Origin of the sequence: Balneola sp., from assembly GCA_002694685.1 — a bacterium.
Classification (GTDB): domain Bacteria; phylum Bacteroidota; class Rhodothermia; order Balneolales; family Balneolaceae; genus Gracilimonas.
This window is the reverse complement of record NZMW01000011.1, coordinates 52552-73228: the sequence shown is the minus strand read 5'-3', so window position 1 is coordinate 73228 and position 20677 is coordinate 52552. Positions and strand designations below refer to the sequence as shown.

Genomic DNA, 20677 nt, shown 5'->3' with positions numbered 1-20677 from the left:
TGCGCCCCGTAGAACGGACAGCCTGTCCGTTCTACGGGTTACTCAAAAACCTAGCTCCGATGCTTTGAGTTGGAGCTTTTTTTATAACATAATCAGATAAGTCAGCTTGATGATGGCGGCTTCGCTGTTTAGGATAAGATCTTTGCGGGGATCAAAAAGCATTTCATTATTACCTGTGAGGTGGTAAGAAGTATTGTAAACTAAGAAGAGATCGCTGCCGGGGGTATGAATCCAGTTCACTCTGATGTTTGCCTGAATGTCACGAGAGAAATTATCATACTGGATCAGGGCTTTGGCGAACAGGTCGCGGTTTACAGCAATTGAGAAATCCGAAGAAACTGTAGTGGCTTCAAACTCTCCATTTGGAATGTTTAAGTCTATGATAGAGTGATCGATTCTTGCATCAATACCTAAGTGATTGGAAACGCGAAAACCAATCCTTGCTTCTAAATCCGTTCGATTCCCATCATAAAAACTACCAACACTCATTCCAGCTGAGGCATAAAGGCGCTTACTGTCATCAGTTTCTCCCCCAATGCTATAACGGTAAAAGGTATAGTCGCCTGCCGGGATGATTGCATCAGGACGAATATCAAAAGGAGAAAAAAGGCGCTCGAACTGCTGGCTGGCTTCCAATTCCACAGACTGATTATTAACGAACTCGAGTCGGGCTGACCCTCCCAATTCAGAAGATTGCTTAACTCTATCCTGACCTTCTATGTAATCATAACCTGCGCCAAAATTGAAACGAGCTAATGTTGGAAGACCAGCATATTCGACTTCAGGATTGTAGCCAGCACTACCGGAATACTGTTTGATATCATTACGCCTTACAAATCCCAGTGCCGGATTGTAATTTCGCCCAACGTGAGTGTAAGCAAAACCGGCTGAGTAGGTGTCATTATCTAATTGAAGGCTTGCGTGTCCTGCATGATCGCTTAGGCTTTCGTTGTCATCCCAAACATTAGTAGCCCAAGTTCTGAATTCACTTGAACTCCAAAAGCGGTAGTTTCCATCGAGCCCAACAGCGCGGTTAAAACCTCCGCCTATTTCTTCTACATTCGTTACAATAGAGCCGACGGTTGCACGGGGGAGGACTTCAGCTTGCAGGCGGGCTACCGTATTATTTGCGGATTGACTGCCAAACAGATCTCCCATCTCAGAACCGGTTTCAATATTCATGGCTCCGTAGGAAAGTCTTCCACTTTGACCGGTGACACGGGCTCCGGTTAAAATTTGGTTGCTCAACCCAATTCTGCGAGAGAAAAAAGTTTGGGTTGATCTGGTATTTCCATGTTCAAAAAGTCCGGCACGCTCTAAAAAGAACTCTCGTTTTTCGGGGAAAAAGAGACTGAATCGTGAAAGGTTAAGCTGCACATTATCCGATTCCACTTGTGCAAAATCTGTATTTACCGTCATGTCTAAGGTCAGGTTGGAGGAAATGCTCCATTTGAAATCCCCACCAATGTCATAATTATAATCTACATCTGTTTGCTCATTTTGAAGGTTGGGGCGGATTTCCTGTGCTCCTGAAATAACATAGGGTTTCAGTTCGATGTTATTTCCGCGGCGGACATTCTTAATACCAGTCAGCACTCCATACTGTGAAACGGCTGAACGTACTCCGTTAAATCCCCCAAATTCCTGACCAATAGCAGGCCACAGAACCCGTTCATTTTTTCTGATGATGGTTCGGGAAAGCATGAGTCCAAACTCTAGTTCCTCTTCATCTGGGAAGCGCAACTGACGGAATGGGATGGCAACTTCCAGTGTCCAGCCTTTGTCGTCAATTTTAGTTTCGGTGATAAAAACAGCATCCCATGAAAAGCCGCCGTAGTCGAGTCGCTCATCTGTTATCAAAGCATCATCCTGGGTACCAAGGGCATTGGCTTCAAAGAGGTAGGCATTACGGCCATCCATGTATGTGTCCAACCCAATGTAGGCGTGATCATCACGGCTGTTTCGTCCGCCTCGCGTTAGGTTTCGGGCTTTAATCCCCTCGGGGTTGTCATCATAAAATCGAAAAGCGAAATAGAGGTTATCCCGGTCGTAGGCTATGCGGACTTCCGTATCTTCAGTAGCAGCGGCACCGTCGTTTGGCCAAACTTGAGTAAAGTTCGTAACGGGAGGGATATTCTGCCAGACTTCATCATTGAGGTCACCATCAATATATGGGGCTATTTCTGTAAAGACGGCTCTAACCTCAAAATCAGTTGGTGCCGATACCTTAGGCTGACTTTGAGCAATACTCAAAGTTGTGTGAAGAATAGATAGAACAAGTACTAAAAAGGTAGCTGATGTTACCCTCATGCCGCTGATTTTAAATTTTTCCGACTCCAATTTCAGGCTCAGAAATTAGGCATTTAACCAACATCGTGAGTGTTAAAATCTATAAACTGGAAGATTAGTAGTTGGCTCTATTCCGCATTGTCTTTGATAGCTTGGGCTACCCGTCCTGGCACCCGTTCATCGAATGGGCTTGGGATAATCATATCAGCAGATACATCTTCAACACAGTCAGCGATGGCCTTAGCAGCGGTGATGAACATCTTGGTGGTTAGGTTGGTAAGCCGTGCATCAAGTGCTCCGCGGAAAAGCCCCGGGAAAGCTAAAACGTTATTAATTTGATTAGGGAAATCAGAACGTCCGGTGGCAACTATTGCAGCTCCGGCAGCCTTGGCATCTTCAGGCATAATCTCCGGTATCGGATTCGACATCGCAAAAATCATCGGGTCTTTATTCATGGTTTTCACCATTTCTTGGGTCAATACATTGGGCACAGAAACGCCTATAAAAACATCACTACCTGACATAGCATCTTTAAGCTGACCTGTTCGCTGCCCCTTATTGGTGATCTTAGCCATTTCTTGCTTAGTGGCATTAAGATCCGTCCGATCCTTTTGGATGATGCCGCTGCTATCACACATTACAACATCTTTCACACCTGCCTCAAAAAGCAGATTCACAATAGCTACTCCGGCAGCTCCGGATCCATTCACAACCACATAGAGATCTTCCAGTTTTTTGCCGGTGAGTCTCATGGCGTTATACATTCCGGCCAAGGTTACAATAGCCGTTCCGTGCTGATCGTCATGAAAAACGGGAATGTTCAACTCCTCTTTTAAACGCCGTTCAATTTCGAAGCAGCGCGGTGCAGAAATATCTTCGAGGTTAATACCGCCAAATCCCGGGGCAATCATTTTTACGGTTTGGATGATTTCGTCTGTATCCTGAGTGGCAAGCACGATGGGAACAGCATCTACTCCGGCAAACTTTTTGAATAGAACAGCTTTACCTTCCATAACGGGTAGGGAGGCTTCAGGACCAATATTTCCCAAGCCCAGCACGGCAGACCCATCACTTACAACAGCCACCATATTTCCTTTTGAGGTATACTCGTAAGCCTTTTCAACATCTTCAGCAATTTCCTCACAAGGACGTGCAACACCCGGTGTATAAGCGATACTCAGATCGTCTTTAGTCTCAAGGGGCATTTTGGACTCAATGGAAATTTTGCCTTTTGCTTTTTTGTGGGCTTCAATGGCAAGTTTAGCGTAGTCTTTTGACATGTAAGTAGGTTATTCCTGAATAAAAATTATCAAAATGAAAAAGGTGCCTGTGATTCAGGCACCTTGCTTTTATAATGGATTTAGTCTTTCAGCATTTCTGAAACATTGAATCCGTTGTTCTGCATATTAATGTCGGCCATGCGCTGACTTGGGTCAATAGTTACGGACTTAATGCTGGAAGCTGGTCTATCGATCACCATATTATAGGTAGGCTGTACCCAAGGCCAGTCTTCAAGTACGGTACGTTTCATATCATTTTCAGCCGGCTTCTGTCCACGCATCATTCTAAGTGGGATGTAGAAATACTCGCCGGTTCCATCTTCATATTCTACAAATACATCCAATGGCATAGGCATAAGGTTAATTCGTTCAAGCTTAACAACCGTTTTACTATCATCGCCAATTACAGAAGTAATTCCATAGTCGATAGTCTTGGTTGTTTGCACGAAATACTCGTAGTACCAGTCTAAAATCATTCCAGACTCTTCTTCCATTACGTTAATGAAATCCAGGGCCGTCGGATGTTTAAGTTTCCAATTCTGATGGTAGCTTAACATCCCTTTTCTGAAGGCTTCATCACCCATGATATAACTTAACTGCCCAAGGAATACCGCACCTTTCGAATAGGCGGCACGTCCGTATGCAAAATTGGTGTTATAGTGATCGGCATGCGTGGTCATTGGTTCCTCTTTTCCGGAATTAGCTAAACTGTAATAACCATAATAAGAGCCGCGATATGGATCGCCTTGGCGGTCAAAAAGGCTGGCCATAGTTTCAGCAGAAGCATAACTGGTAAAGCCTTCATCCATCCACTCCAGTAGGCTTTCATTAGTGGCTAACACATTCTGATACCAACTGTGATACATTTCATGGACGGTTACTCCAACAAGGCTCCCTAATCCACGTCCGCCGGTAATAAGCGTTCCCATGGGATACTCCATACCACCATCGCCACCTTGCAGTGTTGTAAACTGAGGGTAGGGGTACTCACCAAAATGCTCGTTAGCATATTCAAAAGCACGCACTGTGAGTTCAGGAAGCTGCTCCCAGTTTGACTTGAACTGAGCGTTCTGCTCTTCACTTGCTTCCACATCAACAACCGGTTGCTGATACAAAAAGTGAAGGGTAGGTCCGTTTGGAACCTGAGCTTTGGTGTGTACAAAATCAGGGTCGGCTCCCCAGAAGAAGTCGATTACATTCTCGGCTTTAAAGTGCCAAGTTAATTTCTCTCCGGAAGGTCGGTTTACTTTAGCACCTTCTTTTTCATAACCATAACCAACTTTGTTTGGGTTTTGAAGGATTCCCGTTCCACCAAGTATATAATCGCGGTCAATCATAATCTTCACATCGAAGTTGCCAAAAGGGGCGTGAAATTCACGGCCAACATACTCATTAGGATGCCATCCCTGGAAATCATACTCAGCAAGCTTTGGATACCACTGACTCATAGAGAATTCTACTCCCTCCGCATTATCACGGCCGGAACGTCGGACTTGCAAAGGAACTTGAGCATCCCACTCCATCTTAAAAGTAGTGGAAGCTCCCGGCTTTATTGGTTTGTTTAACTCAACAACGAGAACAGTACCATCAACTTCATACTCTACATCTTTACCGTCTTGAGTGAGGGAATTTACACGCTGGTAGCCAATTTCATCTTCCGACAACCCATAAATTCGATCTCCAACACGACTGTCCGGATCTTCAATAGTTCGTGAACGAATGTCCATCATACTTCCCGGCTGGAAAGCGTTGAAATATAAGTGATAGTAAACCCGGGTAAGTTCATCTGGGGAATTGTTGGTGTATTTCAGCGTCTGTGTTCCAGAATACTGATGGTTTTCAGCGTCAACATCGATTTCCATTTTGTAATCGACTTTCTGCTGCCAATAATTTCGGTTCTGAGCGTTTAGTGAGGAAATGGCCAGCAGGGTGACCAGTAAAAAAGAAAGTAGGTGTTTCATCCATCTGATATTTATCGCGAATAGCGCTGAGTTACGCAAACGACGCGAAGTTAAAGGTTATATAAAACTCATCTGTATTAAAATCTGATACTCTGTTACCGATGGTAACATAGCGAACTCTGCGAAAACTTGGCATTTTATGCGGTTAAAAGAATGTCAAAAGCTGTTTCTACTAGCAAATGCCCGGCTAAGAGTAGCTTCATCGATGAATTCGAGTTCGGTTCCCATAGGAATACCATATGCAATTCTGGTTACGCTTACGTCGTATTCCTTGAGTAATTTATTGATGTAGTAAGAGGTGGCTTCACCTTCGGCATCCGGGTTAAGAGCCAGAATGATTTCATCAATCCGGTCATCTTCACCAACACGTTTTAATAGTTCCTGAATGCGGAGCTTGTCGGGGCCGATGTTGTCCATCGGAGAAATCACCCCACCCAACACATGATACCTTCCTCGGAACTCATTCGATTTCTCGATGATATACACATCATTGAATTCCTCAACCACACAAATCTCGGTCGTATCTCTTTTAGGATTATCGCAGATTTTGCAAGGGTCGGAATCACTTACGTTTCCGCAGATCGAACAACGGGTAACTTTTTCTTTGAGATCAACAATCGCCTGAGCAAGCTTATGTGCATAATCATCATTCTGCTTTAAAAGATGAATAGCGATACGCTGCGCTGATTTCCGTCCCGTTCCGGGAAGTTTGGCAAGCTGTTCAATAGCCCGCTCTAAATATTCTGAAGTTATCTGCATTCAGGAATTAAAAATTAAAGATTAAAAATGAAAAATTAGGGCTCGGAGAACCCATTTTTAATCTTTCATTTTTCATTTTGAATTTCCTTAGAGTCCAAATTTTGACATATCCATTCCGGGAATTCCGCCGCCGGGTATCATGCCTTTATACATTTCCTGCATTTTTTCTTTTGAAGCTTCATCAGCTTTCTCAAGAGCTTTGTTGACCCCGGCTACAATCAAGTCTTCCAGCATCTCTTTGTCTTCAGGATCTACTACATCTTTATCCATTTCTATAGAAACAATCTGCTTGTTACCGTTGGCTTTCACTTTCACCATGCCGCCGCCAGCTTCTGCTTCAACCACTACATCGTTCAAGCCTTCTTGTGCTTCCTGCATTTTAGATTGCATTTCCTGAATTTTGCCAAACATATCGGCCATGTTAAAATCACTCATAATTCTATATTAAGTTTAAAATTTTCACTTTTATTAGGCCACTAAAACACGAAAGCACAAAATTTGTAATGCCCTCGCTCTAAACATTCATTTAGTGTTTTAGAGATTTAGTGGCAAAAATTAATACTCCAGTTCGGCCCCAAATATCTCAACAATATCGCGTATGATGGGGTCTTTTTGTTGGATCTGTTTGAAGCGTTCATATACGCTCATTGGTTTTTCACGTTCTTCCAGCTCTCCAACAGATACATTAAAACGCAGCAGTGAACCCACGCATTCCTTTAATTTCTTTTGAAGATCAGAACTTTGCTCTTCAACCATTTTCTTAGCAAACTGATTATCGCATTCCAGAAATAGTTCTGATCCTTTTACTTTGACGACTTTCATCCGCTCCATTTGCAGATGAAGCAGCATTGGGAAATCTCCTTTTAAAGACTCCAGATATTGAGGCCACTGCTCTTTAACATATTCCTGGGTGACTTTTTTAGGGGCCTCATCAGTCTCTTGTCGGGGAGCAGGGGATGGAGCTGATTGTGCCCCATTTTGCAAACCATGCTTTTTAGAGGCCATGGCCTTTTTGGAAAGATTGGTGACAAGGGCAGGAGCGCCAAAATCGAAGTCATCTTCTTCAATCGCTACAGGCTCAGAAGGTTGTTCCTGCTCAGGTTCTTGCTGATCAGAACTAGAGGGCTCTGGATCAGATTCAAAATCTGTTGTATTAGCTGCTTCAGGTTGAGTTTCGACCTCATTTACAGGTTCTTGATCTGCTTCTGTTTTAGAAGCTTCCTCAGTATTAACTACTTCATTTTGAGGAGGCTCAGAAGGTTCACCTTCCCGCTTAACTTGAGTTTTGAAATCTTCTGAAGTTGGCTCAGAGTTGCTTTCTGCTTCTGCGGTTGGTTTTTCTGGAGCTGAACCGTTTTGGGAAGGCTTTACGAAATTACCGGAGTTTTTTTTTAACTCCTCAAGGCCGGCAAGAAGCTCAGATAGCTTCTCTGATCGCTCCATATGGATCAGCTTTAATAAGGTAATCTCAAACTGAATACGCGGTTGGCTGGCATCTTTTAGTTTTATTTGAGCTTCACTGATAATGTGCAGCATACGCATCAAATCATCCCGTGAAAAATCGGTAGCCGTTTCTTTATATCGCTTCTTTGTTTCTTCTGAGGCTTCAACTAAATAGAGTTGTTCTGATTCATGAGCGATATAGAGATTACGGAGGTGTTCAGTCAGTCCAATCAGGTATTCCTGAATATCATATCCTTCTTGCAGCAGGGTGTTGATGAGATCCAGACCTTTGTCGGCATCATTTTCTTTCACACAGTTCATAAACTGAAAGAGGCGTTCGCTGCCAACCACATTCAGCGCTTGGAGCAGTTCATCATGTGTGATAGTATCACCGCAAAATGCAATTGCCTGATCCATCAGTCCAAGAGCATCACGGAGTGCGCCATCGGCTTTTTTAGCAATGACGTGGAGGGACTCTTCATCGATTGAAATATCTTCGTCCAGAGAGATCTTGCGAAGTCGTTCTACAATTTCAGTAACAGCAATTCGCTTAAAGTCGAAGCGCTGAACCCGTGATAAAATAGTCGGCAGAACCTTGTGTGGTTCTGTTGTAGCGAAAATGAAAATAGCGTGTTCGGGCGGTTCTTCCAGCGTTTTCAGCAGCGCATTAAAAGCTGCTTTACTAAGCATGTGAACCTCATCCACAATAAAGACTTTGTAGCGACCATTTTGCGGAGGAATGCGAACGCTTTCCCGGAGGTGATGCACATCATCCACTTTGTTGTTGGAAGCGGCATCCATCTCAACGATGTTGAGCGTCTGATTCAGCGACTCGCCATCGATACTGGTATCAATCTTATTAATGGTTCGGGCAAGTACGCGAGCCATGGTGGTTTTCCCTACGCCACGAGGACCACAAAACATATAGGCATGGGATAGCCTGTTTTGCTTAATCGCATTTTTGATGGTACTGCTCACATGCTCTTGTGAGACAATATCCTCAAAGGTGTGCGGTCTGTATTTTCGGGTAAGTGCTCGGTACGTTTCTGACATTTATAAAGGTCGCTTTTGATCTGAAACAATGTACAAAAAGAAGAGAAGAATTGGAGAGTGGAATTGGGCCAATAAAGTGATATTGCTGATTAGTTTTATTAAGAACTCATTCAGACAGTTGAAAGCTATCCCCTTCGGTAAGCAGTTTAAAGTTCACTCCGGCATTTTCGGGTAGTAGCATGGCTTTGGAGAAATCATTTTCAGGGTCTTTCATGCCATCATCAGCTAAAGGGAACGTTCCAAAATGCATGCCAAAACTGATTTCAGCATTAACATCTTTGTGGATTTGGATGGCCTCTTCGGGATTCACATGCATAGGCTTCATAAACCAGCGAGGCTTATAGGCTCCAATCGGAATTAAACCGACTTTAATATCCTGATGTCGCTGGCCAATTTTTTTGGAGAAATCACCATAACCGGTGTCTCCCGCAAAGTAAACGCTACCGGTTGGTGTATCGATAACATATCCGGTCCACAATGTTTTATCTCTATCAAATAAACCACGTGCTGAGAAATGCTGGGCTTCAACGGAGTGAATAGTGATGTCACTGTCAATAGGTTTTGACTGCCACCAGTCAATCGGAGATATATTTTCGAGGCCTTCTTCAGTGAGGTATCGGTCAACGCCTAATGGCACAATAAAACGTGGGCTGAAATTTTCATTTAGCTTCTTTAGGGTCTCAATATCTAAGTGATCATAATGGTTGTGGCTGATCAATACCAAGTTGATGGGCGGAAGGTCTTCAAATTTTACTCCGGCAGGCCGGAACCTCTTAGGGCCGGCGAAATCAAGCGGACTCACTCGCTCACTCCAAACAGGGTCGGTGAGAATATTAACTCCTGCTGTTTGTATGAGAAAGGTGGAGTGATTGACGTAAGTGATTTTCATTCCCGAGGTCACATTGTCAGCTGGGCGTTCAGCAAAAACAACTTCCTCTTCTGGTATTTCTTTCCATTCCCCTTGATCCCGATTCAGGTACCATTTCATTACATCGAGAAACCCTTTGGATGGAACATCTCCTGTATTTTCGAAGGTAGTACCATTGAAGTGATTGGATTCCGGACCATCATAGCCTGGCTGGGAAAAGGTTTTGCCAAGTATGACAATAATCAATGCGAAAAGTGCCGCCGCACCGAAAATCCAGATCATGATTTTAGTAAATAGGTTCATAGGGAGTAATTTAGTCCTCGATGATAACCTTTTATACTAAGAATACATTTCAAAAAAGAGATCTATTTCAAGTGCTTGTTAAAGAACTCGTAAATACGTCGGTATTCGTCATACCAGGCATCTTCATCCTGAAAACTATGTCGCTCAGTCGGATACATCATCATCTCAAAATCCTCATTTCCGGATTGGATAAGAACTTCGATGTATTGTACCGCATCCTGAAATCCAACATTGTCATCGGTCAGGCCATGAAGGAGAATCACGGGCTGTTCCAGAGAGTCAGCATAAGTCAGGGGTGAACTTCGGGCATAGTTTTCCGGATTATCTTCCGGAGTTCCTAAACGGGGTAAGGTGTACCAAGGGTTAGCATAATAGTAATTTTCCCAATTGGTAACGGAGCGGAGACCAGCCGCTGCATCGAAGTGTTCGGGGGAAACTCCAACAGCATAAAGGGCCATAAAGCCTCCATAACTTCCACCATAAATTCCTACTCGGGAAGTATCGGCTTTATCATAATTATCGGCAAGGAAGGCCAAGCCGTCTTCGATATCTTCGGTTTCATATTTACCCATCCAGTTGGTGACGTCTTCTCTGAACTTGCGCCCGTAACCGGTGCTGTGTCTGTAATCAACTTCAATCACGTAATATCCCTGATGCGTCAGGTATTGGTGGAACATGTATTCGCGCCAGTAATTATTTGACCAGCCTTTATACACGTTCTGTAACGAACCGGCACCATGAACAAAAACCACTACCGGATTACCCTCCGGGTTTCTCCTTTCTGGCTTAAGTACGGACATTGATAAGCGGGTTTCACCATCACGGCTGGTTACCTTTACATACTCTTCTTCCTGCCAGTTGTATTCGTAAAAAGAATCCGGAACCGTATTGGTAAGTTGAGTTTCCCGATTCGGGATCATGGTATCTATTGCATACAACTCAAAGGGCTCATTGAAATACGTTTTTTCATAGACCACATATCGACGGTCGTGACTCAGTTCAAAATCTCTTCGGTAACCTTCTGCTGTTGTTAATTTGGTGGGGAGATTGGTAATGATGTCCAACTTATTTAGCTGAATTTCGCCCGGATCCATTTCTGAAGTAGCCATCACAATGGTTCGCTCATTCATCCATGTTGCCCATGGAATATCATACTCTCCAAAGGTGTGCTGTTCAAACCCGGTGCCATCAGGGTTGACGGTATAGATATGATTCCACCCATCTTGCTCACTCTGAAACATTAGGCGATCGGTAGCGGGAGCAAATTCAAGATTGGTGTTATACATCCAGCCCTCAGTAGAATCCTCAAAAAGCGTTTTGGCTTCCAGGGTATTCACGTTATAAACCGTAATTTTTCGGTTTTTCATAGGAGGATCAATCTGATCGATAGCGAGAAAATTACCGGATGCACTCACACTGGTATTTAAATATCCTTTATGAGTAAAAATGATTTCAACATCACCGGAATCAACACCTGCAATAGAGATTACGCGGGTTGGGATACCGCGACTGGAACGGCCGGGATCAACAAATGTATCGTTGTATTCCGGGAAGTAAACGGTCCGGTAATCTGAGCGGTCTGTTTGTGAAAGCACGAGTTTATCACCAGCCCAGCCCTCAATTCCATAACCTGCGCGACCTTCTTCTCGATCCGTAATCTGCTTCATAAATGCTTGTTCAACACCGGAAACCCATACATCTCCATTTTGGATGAAGGCAAAGCGAGAACCATCGGCGCTCCACTCAGGGCTGTAATCAAAACCTTTTGAGGCAACAACTACTCGTTTGTTTTCAAAATCTTTGTCGGCTAATACCAGATCACCATTCTCGATATAGAGAACATGATTCCCATCAGGAGAAAGCTCATAGTTCCTCACTACATCATTCGGAGCTTCTTGTTTATTCCTGCCGCTCAATCCAACCTGATATAAATCAGTATCGGAAGTTGCAGAATCACTGGCAGAATAATAGATGGTTTTTCCATCCGGAGAGAAATGAGAAAAAGACGGACGCGTTCCCGGGATAAAAGGCTCATGAAAAATATCCTTCATCGTTAGCTTTTCAGGAAACTGTTGGGCAAAAAGGTCAGCCCCAAAAAGAAGGAGTGCTAAAGTAATTGGAATCAGTTTTTTCATAGGTTGGACAAAGATTGAGTCTTTAAAAATGATAGATGAGGATAAAAACTTTGGAGGAGAAAAATTGCAAAAATTGGTTTATGGATGATCTATAAATTATGTGAGGCTCAAGACCAGCCGTGAACGCCCAGCTTGTTTACGGGAATGCTTTTTCGCTTCGCTCACCATTCATTCAGGGAAAAATATATTCCATTACACAAGCAAAGGGCTTCAACCCTGCCGCGAAGATAGAACATTACCTGCCAAACATAATTCGATAAACATTCATCAGTATTATGCATTCACAAGTCTATCAAAGCAGTTAAATTAGAATTAATAAGTAAACAAAAATATATGCTATGAAAACAACAGTTTTAAAAGTATCAGGAATGGGATGCAGTGGCTGCGCCGACAGCGTGGAATCAGCCTTGAGTTCATTAGATGGCGTTGTAACTGCATCGGTGAATTTGAAGAATGAAACAGCAGAAGTTTCGTATGCCGAAGCGGGTTTAAAGCACTCAGATTTTGAAGAAGCAATCGAAAAAGCCGGATATAAAATGACAGGCGTAAAATCATAAACTAATGGAAAAGGCCACACTTCAAATTGACGGGATGCATTGTGCCGGATGTGCCAATGCGGTAGATAAACAACTTGAGTCGTTGGAAGGGGTGAAGTCTGCCAGTGTTAACCTTGCTACCGAATCTGCCATTGTAGAATATGAAGGCAACATCAGTACGGATGATTTTGCTGAAGCGATTTCCAAAGCGGGTTATACCTTGGTTCGGGATGAATCTGAGACCAAATCTAAAGCTGAGCAGGTTGAAGAGCGAGAGCAGAAGAAATTTGAAGTGGCGAAATGGAACATGATTTGGTCCGGCATTCCGACAGCCATCATGATCTTATGGATGCTGCCTATGTGGATTTCCGGCTATATGTTTTTGGGACCTGTGGGAATGGAGGCCGGAATGATCTTGCTCTCCGGTTTTGCCATTTTTGTACCCGGCTGGGAAACCATTAAAAGTGCGTGGAAGTCTTCGTTGAACTTGAGTCCCAACATGGATGTGCTGATCGCCATCGGGGCATTAGCTTCGCTTTCTACAGGATTTGTGAAGCTGTCTCATGAACTAGGCTATGGACCGGATTTCCACAGTTTCGCCATGATTGGTGGTATGATTATGGCTTTCCATTTGACCGGACGATTTATCGAAACCAAAGCCAAGGGAAGTGCATCTCAAGCCATCCGAAAGCTATTAACGCTGGGAGCAAAAGAAGCATCCGTTATTCGAGATGGGGAAGAAGTAAAAATCCCAATTAAGGAATTAAAGTTGGGTGATGTAATGCTGGTTCGACCGGGAGAGAAGATTCCTACCGATGGAGAAATTGTTGAAGGCACCAGCAGCGTGGATGAATCTATTGCTACAGGAGAATCCATGCCGGTAGAAAAATCAGCAGGCGACGAGGTTATTGGCGCTACACTAAACACCAACAGTGTGTTAAAAGTGAAGGCTACCAAAGTCGGAAAAGATACCTTCCTGAATCAGGTGATTAAAATGGTAGAAGAGGCGCAGGGGAGTAAAATTCCTATACAGGATTTCGCCGATCGTGTGACCAAAGTATTTGTCCCCGTGGTATTAGTACTTGCCGTAATGACCTTAGCTCTTTGGCTTATTTTTCCCACTTTCTTTGGTGGTATTGTTGAATGGGCTGCCAGTTTCCTTCCCTGGGTAAATCCGGATTTAGGCTCAACGGCGTTGGCGTTTTATGCAATGATAGCGGTGCTGGTCATTGCTTGTCCCTGTGCCTTAGGCTTGGCTACACCAACCGCATTGATGGTAGGCTCCGGACTGGGAGCTGAAAACGGAATCCTCATCCGAAAAGGGGAAGCCATTCAGCGAATGAAAGATGTGAATGCCATTGTGTTGGACAAAACGGGCACCATCACCAAAGGAAAACCAACGGTTACCGACGTAATCACTTTTGGAGAAAATTCAGAAGAAGAGGTGTTGAAATGGGCGGCATCGGTGGAGCATAATTCTGAACATCCATTGGCTCAGGCGGTTGTACATCACGCCAAAGAAAAAGAGCTGGAGCTGATTTCTGTCACGGGATTTGAAAGTATCACGGGAAAAGGAGTGAAGGCCATCTTGGCTGAAGGTGCCGTCGGGGTTGGAACTTCAGGATTGATGGAAGAGCTTGGTATCGAAGTGGATGAGGAGGCTTCATCCCAAAAAGCGAAACTGGAAGAACAGGCTAAAACGGCCGTCTATATAAGCTATGCCGGAAAGTTAGTAGGGCTCGTCGGAATTGCCGATGAAGTTAAAGAAGACAGCAAGCAGGCCATTTCAGAGCTGAAGAAACTTGGATTACAAACCATCATGCTGACAGGCGATAATCAAAAAACAGCCCGGGCTATTGCCAATCAGGTTGGGATTGATGAGGTGATTGCGGAAGTGCTGCCCGACCAAAAATCAGATGAGATACGAAAATTACAAGAAGCCGGAAAAGTAGTGGCGATGGTAGGCGATGGAATTAATGATGCCCCGGCGCTTACCCTTGCGGATGTTGGGATTGCTATTGGAACCGGAACCGATGTGGCGATTGAATCCGGCGATATAGTATTGGTGAAAGGAGATTTGTCAGCCGTGATTCGTGCGATAAATCTCAGCAATAAAACCTTCACAAAAATTAAGCAAAACCTATTCTGGGCCTTCTTCTACAACCTGATCATGATTCCGCTGGCTTTCGTAGGATGGCTCCATCCACTACTCGCCGAAGCAGCGATGGCATTTAGTTCAATAAATGTAGTTTTTAATTCAAGAAGATTAGGAAAGGCGAAGCTGGATTAGCATAATTGATAGGCAAAGAGTCACAATCCATTCCCACATCTTCATCTGACGACTACAGCTCGTCTGATGAATGGGTAGGGCTTGTTGTTGTTTTGTAGTCCAAACCTCGTTACGGAGCTCCGCTCCGTAATGTACGTCTGAGGCTCAGCCTCAAGTTAAGCTTCCGCAGCAGAGCAACCAGAATGCCCCAGCATAGAAGAACCATTTTACTAACCCCTCAACCTTTAACTTATTTTGATAGCTCTGATAAAACAAAATTGCCGAAAGAGAGTTATCTTGACGCAAATCATTTTTAAAAACAAAGATTGAACATGAGTAATAATAAGATATTGATTATTGGACTATTGGTAACAGCGGGTGTTGCCGGTTATCTATTTTGGCCGGGAAGTTCCGCAAGCAACATGATGTCCGACAAGACCGAGGTGGTAATGTATAAGAATCAAGGTTGTGAGTGCTGTACCCGATGGGGCAGTCATATGATGGAAGGAGATTTTGCAGTTGAAGAAGTACCAACTCCTGTTTTGATGCAGGTGAAACAACAGAATGGAATTTCTCGCGAAATGGCGTCTTGCCACACCGCAATGATTGGTGATTATGTGGTTGAAGGTCACGTACCCAGAGCTGATGTAGAACGCCTTCTAAAAGAAAAACCTGATGCTATCGGACTTGCCGTGCCGGGAATGCCAACAGGCTCACCGGGAATGGAAATGCCGGGACAAATGCCGGACAGTTACGACGTGCTTTTGCTGAAGAAAGACGGAACCACCAGCGTGTTCTCTTCTTACTAAACTTAGCAGTTATTTCGCGGCGGATGCCCGAAATCTGAATTTTTTGAAATTGACAAAGCCTTTATTGTAGTGATAAGGGCTTTTTTTATGTGTTTTACATAAAAATATGAAACAAAATGCCACTTAAAGTCTTTAATAAGGTGAATACAAACAAAACAACTAATTATGAAAAAGGCGATTGGTGGAATTTTAACAGCCGGTGGATTAATCGGCATTATTTTCTATGGGTACCAATATTTTGAAAACTCCGAATCATTTGAAGCATTTGGAGCAGATGTAGCAATAAGTACAGGAGATTATACTCCAATCATCATTTCAGCTGTAGTATTGGTGGCAGGTATTGTAATCTCAAAAATGAATATTAAGTAGCATTCAGGTATTTAAGAAATCGAGCCCGGACTATTCAGTTAGTTCGGGCTTTTTTATGTCAGGATATTTTTTCTAAAACAGGCAACGAATGTCGAGCTTTTCATCCTTAGATTTCTCATTTCATTCGAAATGACAACGGCGTTGGATACGATGTAATAACCTTTCTAATGGCTGTTTTTACTTAATTGTCATCCCGAGAGCAAAGTGTAAGGGATGTTTCGATGTCATATACGAGGGATCTGCAAATGTTTGTGTCGATTTAGGGTAGTAGCCAAGTATCAGAAGCTTGAATATTGGTTCTTATTTGACACACCTTACTTCTACAACAATGAATTCTTTTACTGATTTACATCCCACAGAGCTTTTCACTCATCTTCCAGAGTTCTGCCGCAGCATCCGCATCTCGGGCGGTTTTACTTGGTGTGGCTGCTTTTTCGTTTTTGAAGTAAGCACCATTCACATTCTCCACATCATCAGATGTAGCCAGATAAATAGAAGTTTGGGCTCCCTTTTTTGGAGAAACCATAAACAGCTTTCCAATGGTGAAGAAGGTCCTCAACAGCCAGCTGCCACTTTGGGCGAAATTTGAAGCGACTACACCCGGATGAAGGCAGTTGGCAGTTACATGGGTTTCAGTTAGGCGATGAGCAAGCTCTTTAGTGAACAGAATGTTGAAAAGCTTTGAATTCCCATAAGCTTTCATTGGAGAAAATCCCTCTGAAAGCTGAATGTTTTCGGGATTAAACTCTCCGGTTTTATGAGCTTCGGAAGCAACGCTTACAATACGCGCATAGTCGGAGGCTTTGATGTGATCCAGTAATAAATTGGTGAATAAAAAGTAGCCAATGTGGTTTACGGCAAAAGTCTTTTCCAGCCCATCTACTGTTTCTTCTCGTTCAGCAGCAACAAAGCCATGATTATTAATCAGCACATCTATTTTCTCGTAATTCTTTTTGATGTGTTCGGCCGCTGTTCGTATTTCAGACTGGATGGCAAAATCACAAAGCACGATTTCAATGCCCGGATTTGACGTTTCATCAATGATCTGCTGGCGGGCAGCTTCAGCTTTGTCTTCATTCCGGCAAACCATCACAATATATGCGCCTTGTTTAGCCAGCGCCTTTGTAGTTTCAAAACCGATACCGGAATTAGCCCCGGTGATTACACATAATTTGTTGTTCATAAAAAGAAGGTTAAACAGCTCGATTCAAAATTAATCAAAGATAGAATACATAAGAGTCATTCCGAGTAGAATATGTTTGGAAGGACTCTCAATCATAGTACGAGGAATCTTCAAAAGAATAACCCTGCACGATTCCAATATGGGTGAAGTCCTGTTGAAGATACACATTTCTATTCCGATTGATTCATCGCTCGATAAAGTTGGGTTAAAGCAACTATATGGGCTGGCTATAAGACTTAAGAGATTTTTAGTCCAATTCCATTTACATATTGTAGTTAGCGGAAAGAATATCCACCTAAAACATTCAGATTGTTATCAAAAATACTAATTGTGGTAACTCCCGATACTAGAATATTCGGATCGGAACTTTGAGCCATTCCAGTTATAACAAAAAAGAAATTCCCGGCTTTATAGTAATTGAAGTCAAATTTCCTGTCATTATTGTTCCAGGTGGCTGCAATAGCTTCTTCAAACTCTTCATTCAAATCTACACAGGTCTGGAAATCTTGTGAGTTGGTGAGCAGTTCAATTTGTGAGGTGGATAAATGAGTAGTTCCGGTTTCAATTCTCTCTGGCGACCAATTCTCACTTGTAATGAAATGTTCCATAACCTCTCTCAAATAATCGTCTTCTGCCCAACAAGGATCTTTTTTAAGGTTTTTGAAATGTCCATATGATGTAAATACTCCTGCTATGCAGAGAAAAATTGTGGCTCTTGATAAGTTCATTTTTAGTGGTGTGAATGATTCACGCTAACGGTTTATTGAAGTATCAAATTCCTTATCTTTGAACTAAAGCAAAAGACATGATACAAGAATATCTGAATTCTATTGAAAAATTTGTTGTAGTAGGTGATCGCGTACTCATCAAACCCCGCGATATGGAAACCCATACGCGCAGTGGATTGGTGCTTCCGGCTTCGGTCAAAGAGAAGGAGGAAATCCAAAGCGGTTATATCGTGAAGACTGGACCGGGCTATCCTATTCCCAATACCGATATTGAAGAAACATGGAAGGGAAGCACAGATACAAAGTATATCGGCATGCAGGCCATTGAGGGCGACTTAGCCATCTTCCTGAAAAAGCAGGCTTATGAAATTGAATTTGAAAACGAAAAATATTTAATCGTCCCGCACGCAGCAATCTTGTTGCTCATCCGGGATGAAGAAACGACTTAATGACACAAACCCAATCCCCCGACGAAAAGAGACAAGAGAAAACCCAAGAAGAACAATCACCGCCCAGCGTAAAGAAACACTCCATTTTTGATGATGTTCAAGGCATTATCATTGGCTCATTATTAGCCTCTTTTGGCATCGCTATTTTTTCCCATATGAATTTTTTGATTGGCGGTACAGCCGGAGTAGCCTTCCTGACTCAGTATGCTACCCCCTTTACCTTCGGGCCGATCTTTTTTGTGATCAATCTTCCATTTTATGTGTTAGCGGTCAAAAAGCTGGGCTGGGAATTCACCATCAAAACCTTTTTGGCTGTTTTTACGGTTTCTTTCCTCACCGAAATGATACCGCTGATATTTGAATTTGGAGAGATCAATCCCTGGTTTGCTGCCATTTTAGGTGGCTTCTTGATTGGCAGTGGCTTGCTGGCATTATTCCGTCACAAGGCCAGCTTGGGCGGATTGAATATCGTGTCCATCTTCCTGCAGGAGAATTATGATATCAGTGCCGGTAAATTTCAAATGGTGGCGGATGTCATCATTATTTGCGCGGCATTCTTTATTGTGGATTGGAAGGCGGTAGCCTTTTCGGTGCTTGCTTCTATTGCATTGAATATCATTCTGGCGATTAATCACAAGCCTGGCCGCTATCGAGGAATGAGCTGAGCTGTTCTTCTACAAACTTCGGAATTGAACACGGATAAAGCGGATGTTACGGATGTTCGCTGAAAGGAAATAAGGTGGGCTTTTGAGTAGACGTTATTGGTTAATATTCACAGTCAGGCGGTAACTATTTCTAGCCCTATACCTCCGACCTCTCTAAATCTCTCCTTCTCAAGGAGAGACTTTTTCTAATCTTATAATAGCTGCGATATATGTTCATGATTATGAATTTTATCAACGCGTCCTTCTCCTTGTGAAGGAGGCCTGTGCTGAACTCGATTCAGTAAAGACAGAAGAGGTCGAATGCTTGATAAGCTCTTAAGGGGAAAAGATGTAATCACTCAGGACTAACGAAGTTATGTTTGCTAACATAGTATCAAAGAAATAAATAGCAATTCAAAACTGATTACAAATCCGTTTCCCTAACCTTTTTGTGCTTTAGATATTTAGTGGCTAATAAAACCAGACATAAACTGACTCTTCCTCGTACTGACACTCTGCCTCGGCACGTATTATAGCTCGAAATAGCTATTCAAAGCTTGCACGGAATGTTTTGTCTTTTATATTGCGTTGAATGAGCATCTTCACCTTAACCTAATTAGAAGCCATATGAAACGTCGGGAATTTATATTGAAATCTGCTTTAATGGGAGCGGCTGCAACTATGCCATTCCATAAACTTTTTGCACTGGGGCAGGACAGTCCGTTTACAACTCTTCGAAGAAATGTTGGAACGTTTAGAGGAAGCGGTGGGACCATCGGATGGTTGGTTAATAGTGATGCCGTTGTTATTATCGACTCCCAGTTTCCGGAATCGGCACAAAATTGTGTAACAGGTTTGGAGGAGATGACAGATATTGATTTTGATATGCTGATTAATACGCATCATCACGGCGATCACACTGCAGGAAACCCAGTATTTAAGGATAAGGTGAAGCGAATTGTGGCTCATCAGAATGTGCCTGATTTACAGAGAAAAGCTGCAGAGTCTCGCGGACAAGAAACTTTAGACGCCCAGGTTTATCCCGATACGACGTACGAAACCTCATGGAAAGAAACGGTAGGTGATGAAGTTGTTCATTTGACCCATTATGGCCGCGCCCATACAAGTGGCGATTCCGTAATCTATTTCGAAAAAGCGAATGTAGCTCACATGGGAGATTTGATGTTTAATCGAGCTCATCCATTTATTGATCGGGGCTCAGGAGCCTCAATTTCCAACTGGGTCACAACGCTCAATAAGACTGCCGAAGATCTTCCTGAAGATGCGGTGTATATCTTTGGCCATGGTAACACGGATTATGGAATTACTGGGAGTAACGAAGACCTCATGGTTATGAAAGACTTCTTAGCCGAATTACTTGATTATACCCAGAAGGGAATTGATGCAGGAAAGTCGAAAGAGGAAATAACGGGCATCGAAACCTTACCCGGTTTTGAGGAATTTAAAGCACCGGGCTGGAGGCTGCCGCTGAGTGCTAATCTTGAAGTAGCATATGCTGAACTCACTGAAGGCGATGGATAAAGTACCAACATCACCCCAAACAAATACTAATAAGGAAACCAAACGCCGATGCCTGTT

At 43.2% G+C, this 20677-nt stretch carries 17 protein-coding genes; 7 read left to right on the top strand and 10 right to left on the bottom strand.

Translation table 11 applies throughout. The annotated features are described in order from the left end of the window. Window positions 1–81: 81 nt before the first annotated feature. The 8 genes from CL667_12695 to CL667_12660 all read right to left on the bottom strand — a co-directional run bounded on the left by CL667_12695 (window position 82) and on the right by CL667_12660 (window position 12091). Complete coding sequence (locus tag CL667_12695) at window positions 82–2310, bottom strand: hypothetical protein (GenBank protein ID MAL18556.1); 2229 nt, start codon at window positions 2308–2310, stop codon at window positions 82–84. Between the two features lie 107 nt (window positions 2311–2417). Continuing rightward, complete coding sequence (locus tag CL667_12690; GenBank protein MAL18555.1) at window positions 2418–3569, bottom strand: NAD-dependent malic enzyme; 1152 nt, start codon at window positions 3567–3569, stop codon at window positions 2418–2420. 80 nt (window positions 3570–3649) lie between these two features. Further along, on the bottom strand, window positions 3650–5530 hold the full coding sequence (locus CL667_12685) for a peptidase M1 (protein MAL18554.1): 1881 nt from the start codon (window positions 5528–5530) through the stop codon (window positions 3650–3652). 156 nt (window positions 5531–5686) lie between these two features. Then, complete coding sequence (locus tag CL667_12680; protein MAL18553.1) at window positions 5687–6289, bottom strand: recombination protein RecR; 603 nt, start codon at window positions 6287–6289, stop codon at window positions 5687–5689. Window positions 6290–6376: 87 nt separating this feature from the next. Further along, window positions 6377–6724: a hypothetical protein gene (locus CL667_12675; protein ID MAL18552.1), complete on the bottom strand. Its 348-nt coding sequence runs from the start codon at window positions 6722–6724 to the stop codon at window positions 6377–6379. Window positions 6725–6844: 120 nt separating this feature from the next. Next, complete coding sequence (locus tag CL667_12670; protein ID MAL18551.1) at window positions 6845–8785, bottom strand: hypothetical protein; 1941 nt, start codon at window positions 8783–8785, stop codon at window positions 6845–6847. A gap of 106 nt (window positions 8786–8891) precedes the next feature. Beyond that, window positions 8892–9935 carry a twin-arginine translocation pathway signal gene (locus CL667_12665; protein MAL18550.1) on the bottom strand — a complete coding sequence of 348 codons (1044 nt, stop codon included), beginning with the start codon at window positions 9933–9935 and terminating at the stop codon, window positions 8892–8894. Window positions 9936–10018: 83 nt separating this feature from the next. Beyond that, complete coding sequence (locus tag CL667_12660) at window positions 10019–12091, bottom strand: S9 family peptidase (protein ID MAL18549.1); 2073 nt, start codon at window positions 12089–12091, stop codon at window positions 10019–10021. A 338-nt stretch (window positions 12092–12429) separates the two neighbouring features. Here CL667_12660 and CL667_12655 point away from each other — a divergent pair, with 338 nt between their 5' ends. The 4 genes from CL667_12655 to CL667_12640 all read left to right on the top strand — a co-directional run bounded on the left by CL667_12655 (window position 12430) and on the right by CL667_12640 (window position 16074). After that, window positions 12430–12648, top strand: coding sequence for a heavy metal transporter (locus CL667_12655; protein MAL18548.1), 219 nt, complete (start codon window positions 12430–12432; stop codon window positions 12646–12648). A 4-nt stretch (window positions 12649–12652) separates the two neighbouring features. After that, window positions 12653–14917: a heavy metal translocating P-type ATPase gene (locus CL667_12650; protein ID MAL18547.1), complete on the top strand. Its 2265-nt coding sequence runs from the start codon at window positions 12653–12655 to the stop codon at window positions 14915–14917. A 311-nt stretch (window positions 14918–15228) separates the two neighbouring features. Continuing rightward, window positions 15229–15705, top strand: a complete 477-nt coding sequence (locus tag CL667_12645; protein MAL18546.1) for a hypothetical protein — start codon at window positions 15229–15231, stop codon at window positions 15703–15705. A gap of 165 nt (window positions 15706–15870) precedes the next feature. Further along, complete coding sequence (locus CL667_12640; GenBank protein ID MAL18545.1) at window positions 15871–16074, top strand: hypothetical protein; 204 nt, start codon at window positions 15871–15873, stop codon at window positions 16072–16074. A 346-nt stretch (window positions 16075–16420) separates the two neighbouring features. Here CL667_12640 and CL667_12635 read toward each other — a convergent pair whose 3' ends face one another. Both CL667_12635 and CL667_12630 read right to left on the bottom strand, forming a co-directional pair. Continuing rightward, the gene (locus CL667_12635) at window positions 16421–17257 is read right to left on the bottom strand and encodes a retinol dehydrogenase (GenBank protein MAL18544.1); all 837 of its coding nucleotides are present in this window, start codon (window positions 17255–17257) and stop codon (window positions 16421–16423) included. A 275-nt stretch (window positions 17258–17532) separates the two neighbouring features. Beyond that, window positions 17533–17985 (bottom strand): hypothetical protein, encoded by a 453-nt coding sequence (locus tag CL667_12630; protein ID MAL18543.1) that lies wholly within the window; start codon window positions 17983–17985, stop codon window positions 17533–17535. A 77-nt stretch (window positions 17986–18062) separates the two neighbouring features. Between CL667_12630 and CL667_12625 the strand changes: the two genes are divergently transcribed. From CL667_12625 to CL667_12615, 3 genes are all read left to right on the top strand, one after another. After that, a complete protein-coding gene (locus tag CL667_12625) occupies window positions 18063–18434 on the top strand; it encodes a chaperonin (GenBank protein ID MAL18542.1) in 372 nt (123 codons plus the stop codon). After that, entirely contained in the window at window positions 18434–19099 is a 666-nt protein-coding gene (locus tag CL667_12620) for a hypothetical protein (GenBank protein MAL18541.1), read from the top strand. Before CL667_12625 ends, CL667_12620 begins: the two co-directional genes overlap by 1 nt. A gap of 606 nt (window positions 19100–19705) precedes the next feature. Continuing rightward, window positions 19706–20620: an MBL fold metallo-hydrolase gene (locus tag CL667_12615; GenBank protein ID MAL18540.1), complete on the top strand. Its 915-nt coding sequence runs from the start codon at window positions 19706–19708 to the stop codon at window positions 20618–20620. The last annotated feature ends 57 nt before the right edge of the window (window positions 20621–20677 follow it).